Annotated in this window: 3 protein-coding genes and 4 tRNA genes; all 7 read left to right on the top strand. The window is 43.1% G+C overall.

Annotated features, from left to right (window positions below):
• The coding region (locus B3Q63_RS04725) for a peptide chain release factor 3 (RefSeq protein ID WP_296174367.1) at positions 1-1,549 on the top strand (1,549 nt) is incomplete at its 5' end.
• A 239-nt stretch (positions 1,550-1,788) separates the two neighbouring features.
• Entirely contained in the window at positions 1,789-2,643 is an 855-nt protein-coding gene (locus B3Q63_RS04720; RefSeq protein WP_296174364.1) for an RsiV family protein, read from the top strand.
• Positions 2,644-2,776: 133 nt separating this feature from the next.
• Positions 2,777-3,865 (top strand): FHA domain-containing protein, encoded by a 1,089-nt coding sequence (locus tag B3Q63_RS04715; RefSeq protein ID WP_296174362.1) that lies wholly within the window; start codon positions 2,777-2,779, stop codon positions 3,863-3,865.
• Between the two features lie 439 nt (positions 3,866-4,304).
• A tRNA-Thr gene (locus tag B3Q63_RS04710) sits at positions 4,305-4,380 on the top strand.
• A gap of 65 nt (positions 4,381-4,445) precedes the next feature.
• Positions 4,446-4,529, top strand: a tRNA-Tyr gene (locus B3Q63_RS04705).
• A gap of 85 nt (positions 4,530-4,614) precedes the next feature.
• Positions 4,615-4,688 (top strand) — tRNA-Gly (locus tag B3Q63_RS04700).
• Positions 4,689-4,802: 114 nt separating this feature from the next.
• Positions 4,803-4,877 (top strand) — tRNA-Thr (locus B3Q63_RS04695).
• Positions 4,878-5,373 lie beyond the last annotated feature (496 nt).

Raw genomic sequence — 5,373 nt, 5'->3', positions numbered from 1 at the left:
CACCTTTGCCATTATCTCGCATCCCGATGCGGGTAAGACCACCATGACAGAAAAGCTATTGCTTTGGGGTCAAGCGATTCAGGTGGTTGGTGAAGTTAAAGGCCGCAAAACCGACCGCCATGCGACATCTGATTGGATGAGCATGGAGCAAGAACGTGGCATCTCTATCACCACCTCGGTCATGCAGTTCCCTTATAAAGACCATATGGTCAATCTGCTAGATACACCGGGTCACGCCGACTTTAGTGAAGATACGTATCGTACTCTGACCGCGGTAGACAGTGCGCTGATGATGGTCGATGGCGCAAAAGGTGTCGAAGAGCGTACCATCAAATTGATGGAAGTTTGCCGGATGCGTGATACGCCCATCATCTCATTTGTCAATAAACTTGACCGCCAGATTCGTGAGCCACTTGAGCTATTGAGTGAAATCGAAGCGGTATTAAAGATTAAATGTATTCCAGTCACTTGGCCTATCGGTATGGGGCAAGATTTCGTTGGCGTCTATCATTTAACCGAAAACAAAACCTACCTTTATGAAAAAGGTCACGGCGGTGATATGACGGTCGCTGAGACGCGTGAAGGCTATGATTATCCTGATATCCGTGAGCGTTTGGGTAAGCTGATGTTTGACGCTTTTGAAGAGTCACTTGAGCTGGTACAAATGGCGCTAGAAGAGTTTAGTGTTGAGGCGTTCTTGGCGGGCGAGATGACACCGGTATTGTTCGGTACGGCGCTGGGTAACTTTGGCGTCAATATGGTACTTGATACTTTAATCAAATATGCGCCGCCGCCAAAATCGCACCCGACCAATGAGCGCGAAGTGGCAGCAACCGAAACCGAATTTAGCGGTTTTGTGTTTAAGATTCAGGCCAATATGGATCCGCGTCACCGTGACCGCATTGCGTTCTTACGGGTTTGCTCAGGCAAGTACGAAAAAGGCATGAAGATGAAGCATGTGCGCTTGGGTAAAGACGTGCGTATTGCCGATGCTTTGACTTTCCTTGCTGGTGACCGTGAAGCGTTAGAAGAAGCCTATCCGGGTGATATTATCGGTTTACATAACCATGGAACGATTTCTATCGGTGACAGCTTTACCGAAGGGGAGGAGCTGAACTTTACCGGTATTCCGCATTTTGCTCCTGAACTGTTCCGCCGTGTGGTATTAAAAGACCCGCTCAAATCAAAAGCGCTGCAAAAAGGTCTGCAGCAGTTAAGTGAAGAGGGCGCAACGCAGGTCTTTATGCCGCAGATTAATAACGATTTAATCTTGGGTGCGGTCGGTGTCCTACAGTTTGAAGTGGTCGCGCATCGTCTAAAAGAAGAATATAAAGTGCAATGTATCTTTGAACCGGTATCTATCGCGACTGTACGCTGGATTCATTGTGACGACGAAGTAGCATTAGCGAAATTTAAACGCAAAGCGCATGACCAGTTATCGATAGATGGCGGCGGCTATTTGACCTATTTAGCCCCATCACGCGTGAACTTACAGCTGATGCAAGACCGCTATCCAGAAGTGACGTTTAGCAATACACGCGAGCATTAAAATCAGCTTTTTAATCTTCCTGCTTACTTTTAAAAGACACGATATCGTGTCTTTTTTATTACGGATAATTTTTACAACGAATAAACGGATAAAGGCTGGTTTGCCAAAAGCACTGGTCATTAGAAACACCAATTATCAAAAATACTAAGTATCCAAAAACACAAACAGTGTACCTACAATACTACAGAATGGTTACGGTAGAATATCAAGACACCTTATCTGCATATTAAAGAGGCTATATGAAAGCGGCACTCCAACCACATACTAATAAGTCAAAATTGTCTCAAAACTCTGCCTCACAGACGGCTTGGCTGCGACTAATAACCTCGTTAGGTGGTGGGCTGCTGCTTGGCGCATTAAGCTTATCAGCGCATGCTGGGAGCCTGATTAGCCACACTGAATACTTAGAGTATGAGCTACCCCAAAAAATAGAAGAAAAATGCGCGGCGCGTGATAACTGCCCAGAGATTGAGGTTAAATATCTCAAGACCAATCATCCTTGGATAAATAAGCTGACCAATGAGCGTATCAATCATTTGGTCGTTAATAGTAAACCGACCGAATCTGCGCCCATTACTAAAAAAAGTAGCCCAGCAGATGTCAAAACTGCTATCGATGGGTTTGTTAACTCACAGTTTGCTGATTTGCCCGAAGACAGCGTTTTCGTCTACAACTTAATGGTCACGCCCGAATACTTGGGTCATGTAAACGATTTCGAGCTGTTCGAGATTAGCTCGTACGTTTATACGGGCGGCGCTCATGGTATGCCTTATAGCGAATATCTGGTGTTTGACCAACAGAGGAAAAAACAAATCCAATTAGCAGATATGCTCCAGCCTAACAAGAAACCTCGCTTTAAAGCCTTAGCTTATGATGCCTATAAAAACTGGGTCAAAACGGTCGATGAAGACGTTGTAAGCTATGAGAAAAGCTGGCCGTTTACCTTAAGTGATAACGTAACCTTGACCGATAAAGGGGTCGATATTCGTTATCAGCATTACTCTATTAGTCCCTATGCCTATGGTATGCCCGTGCTTAGTATCCCCTACGAGAAACTTGGCGGTATTATAAAACCCCGCTTTATTCCTAAATAATGCAGACGATAAATCTCAGCGGATATTAAGCTCATCATTTGAAGACAGTTATTGAATAAGGAACGCTATTTAATAAAGAGAATTATTTAGAAAGATAGCCATTGAACATTTAATAAAAATAAGGAGTGATAGCATGACGAACCATATAGAAAATGCCAATACACCAGTCGCCACAGATGGCGCAACATGGCAGCTTAACGCCCTAACCGAAGCCTTGGGTGATCTGACGTTGACAGTCAGTGACAGCCTGTCTGTGGGACGCGGTAGCGACAATGATGTGGTGCTCGGCAGCAAGCAAGTGTCACGCAATCATGCGGTACTGAGCGTATTAAACGGTGAGTTGTACGTGAAGGACTTAGAATCGTCAAACGGTACTTTTATCAACGAGCAGCGCATTGAGGCCAATAAATCTACAAACCTTGCTGCCAATGATACGCTAGGTTTTGCCAGCTTTAGCTTTCAGGTAAGCGCGCCAGTTGCTGCGACGTTGGCTAATGAGCAAGCCGCTCCACTTGTGACAGATGAGCCAGCACTAAGCGCTAGCGCTGACACGGTTGGCGAATTAGCACCTGCTGCCGCTATACCTGTGGTTAAAGAGGCTGTTATTAAAGAACCTGTGGTCAAAGAAACGAAAATTGAAGAGTTCTTACCTGTTGCAGACACTCCAGCCGAACCTGTTGAAATTGTAGAGGCTGAGCCAGTGGTAAAAGAAACAGGTATCGATGAAGTCTTGTCAGCGACAGATGATAGTAGTGAAGCAATACCAGTCGAAGCCGCACCGATTGAAACAGCAGCAGTGGCCACTGAGCCTACTAAACAGGCGGAAACCAAGCCTACAGAGACTATAGAGGTAGCAACAGAGGCAGTAACGAGCGCGCCTGTTGTAGAAGAACCAATACAGAAGGCAGCTCGTCAAGCACCAGAAGAAGCAGACGCTGTAAAGCATGACAAAACCACCAAAACCGCTCTGCAAGAAGAAGCAGATCCTGATGTATTACGCGCCAAGCAAGCTGCTACTTCGCAGTTCTCAGGCACTGCCAACTTGGGTCAACCTCGCGACCTTGGTACAGCTGGTAATAATGCCATGGATCAAGCCATCAATAACCCTGCTAATGCGGGACAGGTTGAGAAAAAGCCCAGCGGCGGTTGGTTTATATGGGTCTTTGTGGCAGTTTTAATTATTGGCCTAGCATTATGGTTGTTTAATATGGGCATCGTATAAGGCGATTTATCCTTAAAAATCGCTTATAACATTCCTTAAAAAACGCATCTGCCAGCTGATATCATTTATTTAACCTGCAAAATTTTAAAGGTTATCTAATTATCACTGGCAGTTTGCCGAATTACTGCATAAATTGTCCGTTTATAGATTAACTTTATGAATCATTTGTTAAAAGTCATAAAATATAAAGTTAATTAAAAGGTTTTATTATTGATTTAGGTAGTAAAAATAATGATGGCTAGAGAGGTAGTGGCAAGCTATTTACTTTCCCGCGTGGCTGATAATATCAATCGCGATAAAAAGAGCGATTTAATGCTAGAAAAAACAGTAACGTAATCAAGTGTTTGACGGTTTTTATGAAAATAATACTAAAAAAACCAAAAAAGAGCTTGCGTCTATCAAAATATTTGATAGAATAGCCACCACTTTGAGAGAACAAGCCGACTTAGCTCAGTTGGTAGAGCAACTGACTTGTAATCAGTAGGTCGCCAGTTCGATCCCGGCAGTCGGCACCATCTCTTTCAAAGTCGCTTTTTATGAATTTGCTTTAAATTAAGGTGATTTTATATCAAGCAATCTAGGTGGGATTGGGGAGCGGTCAAACCCAACAGACTGTAAATCTGTCGCGAAAGCTTCGAAGGTTCGAATCCTTCTCCCACCACCATATTTTTTCAAAGTTTGTCCTAGCGCCAAGCATACTCTATATCCTGAACGACTCGCTATCAGAGTCAAACAGCATAAGAGTAAATGCGGGTGTGGTATAATGGTAACACCTTAGCCTTCCAAGCTAATGACGCGGGTTCGATTCCCGCCACCCGCTCCATATATGCACCATCGCAGCAACTATCAATCATCACGACAGTCAGTTATTATTGCTGTATCGTGATATTTTTTTTAGTGCAACCCAGTGGTTGGCTACTGTAGTTTTTAAAAGCACGCTCATATAGCTCAGCGGTAGAGCACTCCCTTGGTAAGGGAGAGGTCTTGAGTTCAATTCTCAATATGAGCTCCATTTATTATTCAAGTGTTTTATATTGGCTTTGCTCTTTTGACAAAGCGAGGCACTTTAATAAAGTATTGTATTTTACAAAATATACATATCGATATCGAAATTATAGAATATTGAAAATTATAAACAGAGTGTGGCAGATAATGATTTAAGGGTGACACTGAGGTGTTGCCTTTTAGTGCTGTCAGTTTATTAATAAATCCGTTTATTAATAAGTCTGTTTATTAAAAAAACACAGGAAGACAATGTCGCATTGTAGCATTGCCAATGTGGGTTATAATACGCGGCAATGTGCAAGAGATTGAAAAGCACGTATAATGTCTCTATATAAAGATATAGACAGCTGTAGCGCTATCAATCCTTGTTAATAAATAAGCTTTAGTAGTAAAACCATAGCGTCAACGGTTTGATGGTTTTTATGCATCATGAGCCGTCAAACAGCTATTTACCGATCTTTGATTGTTAAAGATTCATCAAAAAAGAGGAAATACCCATGGCA

This window comes from Psychrobacter sp. UBA2769 (genome assembly GCF_002352555.1).
GTDB lineage: Bacteria > Pseudomonadota > Gammaproteobacteria > Pseudomonadales > Moraxellaceae > Psychrobacter > Psychrobacter maritimus.
The sequence above is the reverse complement of the archived record's forward strand: the minus strand, read 5'-3'. Positions and strand labels throughout refer to the sequence as shown.

Coding starts and splice junctions, on each gene's coding strand:
- B3Q63_RS04720 (WP_296174364.1), top strand. CDS start 1,789: ATGAAAGCGGCACTCCAACCACATACTAATAAGTCAAAATTGTCTCAA.
- B3Q63_RS04715 (WP_296174362.1), top strand. CDS start 2,777: ATGACGAACCATATAGAAAATGCCAATACACCAGTCGCCACAGATGGC.